Raw genomic sequence first — 2,759 nt, forward strand, 5'->3', positions numbered from 1 at the left:
TATAGTCAATCCACAATAAAACTGGAACAGCCCATATCCTGAAACAGTTTAGGCAGATTATTCTCCATCCACCCTTGGCGTAGAAACTTAGCCTGTGCCCACTTCTTCTCGATAGGGTTCAGATCAGGGCTGTACGGCGGCAGCCAAAGAATACGATGGCCATGTCTGTTGAGTAGTTTTTGGATACGTCTGCTTTTATGAAACCGAGCGTTATCCATGACAATCACGCTCTTGGTTTTAAGACTTGGAATAAGTGTGAACTTACACCAGTCATAAAATATATTACTATTGATATTGGTCTCAAAGTAATCAAGCGCAAACAGCATTTTTTTATAGAGAGCACCGATGACATTCGTACGCTTCTTTGCTTGCCAGTTGTAGCTGTCGACACAGGGTTTACCTATCCGTGCATAGCCGTAAGGTCTGATAGTTTCAGCCTCAAAGCCGCTTTCATCCATATAAACGATGGGATAGCCTTGAGTCATATAATTACTTAAATGATTGAGATACTTAGCTCTTTTTATCAAACAGGCTTTTGGATGTTTTAAGGTCTTTTTTTTGACTGATGCTAAGGCGTTTTAATGCGGCTTCTATGCCTGACTTACTACAGCCTAAACGCTGTGCTCTCTCGTACATATAATCGTCTGGATGCTGCTTAACATCTTTCAGTAAGGCTTCATTTGATATTTTAGTCGGTGCTTTATTTCTGGTTGTTTTAGGAACTAAGCTCTGCTGCCAGCTATGAATCGAGCTTGTGCTAAGCTGATAAAAGTTAGCTGCTTCTCGAATGGTCATGCCATCGGTAATGCTTCGTAACACTTGTTTGCGAAAGTCGATTGAATAGGTCATCGTTTATTTCACTAAATGAATTGGTTATAAATATTGTATCGGTTTTATCTAAGATTTACTATAAAAGCAAAGATCTGTACTTCACGCATTTTTGCCAAAAAAGTCTTGATTGATAGACCAGAAAACAGCTTTAGGACGATCATCATGGTGATAAAAAAGTGGAAAGCTAAAGAGCCGATCAAGACGGCGACATAACCGAGTAATGACCAAATGAGATCTAGTCCCAGCTCTGCCATCGCTTTGGTTAAGAGGGCAAAGACGCCGTAAGGTGCTAGGTTCATGATGATGGTGACCATCTTTAAGATGACCTCATTGATCAGCTCTAGGCTTTGCACCAAACCTTTAGCAGGCTTACCAACCATCAAAATACTGATACCAATTAAGATCGCAAAGAAGATAATCGATAACATATCGCCATTGGCCATCGCACTGATGGGGTTGGACGGAACAATGTTGGAAAAGACATCCAGTAGCGGTGGTGCAGACTTGGCCTCAAACGTCGCCTCAGTTGCGATGTCCATACCTTTACCGATACCAAACAATGAGCCAAGACCAATGGCGGTAGCAATTGCCAGCGCCGTGGTCATCATATAGATAAGGAAGGTCTTGGTACCGATACGGCCTAGCAAGCGGATATCGCCGATACCACATACCCCGCAAATCAGTGAGATAAGTACTAAGGGCACGACCAGCATTTTGAGAGAGTTGACAAACAGCTTACCAATGATTGCAAGCAACCCATTGGTGATATAAGTGCTGACAAATCCACCCTCAGCGTTTAGTCCAGAGTAGTTTATAAATAAACCCAGTATGATACCGAGCACCATGGCAACGATGATCTTGCCTGTCAGTCCCAGTTTTTTCCACATAATAAATATCCTTTTTAGTATAACGATCCTGTAAGAAACATGGTGCCCAAATCAGTATAATGATGAGCGTGTTTTTTATCACAGTCACGGTCGAATGTTCGACAGCCCCTAATATTGTCTGTTGACTTGCTTACTAGATGCTATTTTTCGAGCACAATATAAAAGAATTGTTAGGGGCACTGCAAGATTTTTTTACCTTTAAGTTTTATTGTTTCAGCTTTGAGAGATATAGTAGGCTCAATTTGAAAGTGTTACAGCGCTACTGGGATGAATTTTGCGCAGCCTCTGGGAACGCAGCAAGCAAGGAAAATTATACCAGTAGCGCTTTTGAATTTATGACAGTTTTGTTTTCAACTGACTATATTCCTTATCGCCACCATATATTCACAAATAGCCATTTTCATTCTAAACGGTTTGTTATGGGTATGAAACAAAATATTTATCATCTAACGCCGTAAAACCACGTCCTTCTAGGGCGTGGATATCAGGCGTCAACCGTTGTCATCTAAGATCAATCTTGCCTTGTCAACAGCGCTTATTGAGATCATACTAAACCCTATGAAAACGCTTAAACTCCGTATCAAAGACAAACATGCTGCTCAGCTCACCATCTTGGCTGGGTCGGTTAACTTTGTGTGGAATTACGTCAATGAGCTAAGTTTTAAGCATCTACAGCGTACAGGACTGTTCTTTTCAGCTTATGATCTAGCAGCCTATACCAAAGGCGCAGGTGAGTGTCTAAACCTACACAGTCAGACTTTACAAGCTATTGGTGAGGTTCACGCCAAAAGCCGAAAACAATTTAAAAAAGCCAAACTCAACTGGCGCACCAACAATCCAAAAGCTAAGCGCAGATCGCTTGGATGGATACCCTTTAAGAAAACCGCTATTAAACATATCGGTACGCGCCAAAGCGGTAAAAAGTCTCTAAAAAGCACCCTGCAATTCAGCTTAGCTAAGGGCAAAAAGCTGATCATTGACTTATGGGATAGCTATAACCTCTCGCTCTATACCATTAACACCTGTGAGCTGGTACAAGAT

The 2,759-nt window shown here is 41.5% G+C and carries 3 protein-coding genes and 1 pseudogene; 1 reads left to right on the forward strand and 3 read right to left on the reverse strand.

The genetic code is table 11. The features are described from left to right. Window positions 1-5 precede the first annotated feature (5 nt). The 3 genes from J3492_RS13335 to J3492_RS12955 are packed head-to-tail and all read right to left on the reverse strand — an operon-like array spanning window position 6 to window position 1,718. Window positions 6-527 (reverse strand): IS630 family transposase, encoded by a 522-nt coding sequence (locus tag J3492_RS13335; protein ID WP_243453170.1) that lies wholly within the window; start codon window positions 525-527, stop codon window positions 6-8. Beyond that, window positions 511-849, reverse strand: coding sequence for an IS630 transposase-related protein (locus J3492_RS13340; RefSeq protein WP_243453171.1), 339 nt, complete (start codon window positions 847-849; stop codon window positions 511-513). Before J3492_RS13340 ends, J3492_RS13335 begins: the two co-directional genes overlap by 17 nt. A gap of 44 nt (window positions 850-893) precedes the next feature. Further along, a complete protein-coding gene (locus J3492_RS12955; RefSeq protein ID WP_243453262.1) occupies window positions 894-1,718 on the reverse strand; it encodes a dicarboxylate/amino acid:cation symporter in 825 nt (274 codons plus the stop codon). Between the two features lie 558 nt (window positions 1,719-2,276). Here J3492_RS12955 and J3492_RS12960 point away from each other — a divergent pair. Then, window positions 2,277-2,759 (forward strand): annotated as a pseudogene (locus tag J3492_RS12960) (RNA-guided endonuclease InsQ/TnpB family protein); the annotation flags it as partial.

It is taken from the genome of Psychrobacter coccoides, assembly GCF_017498085.1.
Taxonomy (GTDB): domain Bacteria; phylum Pseudomonadota; class Gammaproteobacteria; order Pseudomonadales; family Moraxellaceae; genus Psychrobacter; species Psychrobacter coccoides.

Bases quoted from the DNA above. Each gene is read 5' to 3' on its own strand.
- J3492_RS12955 (WP_243453262.1), bottom strand. From the start codon at position 1,718: ATGTGGAAAAAACTGGGACTGACAGGCAAGATCATCGTTGCCATGGTG.
- J3492_RS13340 (WP_243453171.1), bottom strand. From the start codon at position 849: ATGACCTATTCAATCGACTTTCGCAAACAAGTGTTACGAAGCATTACC.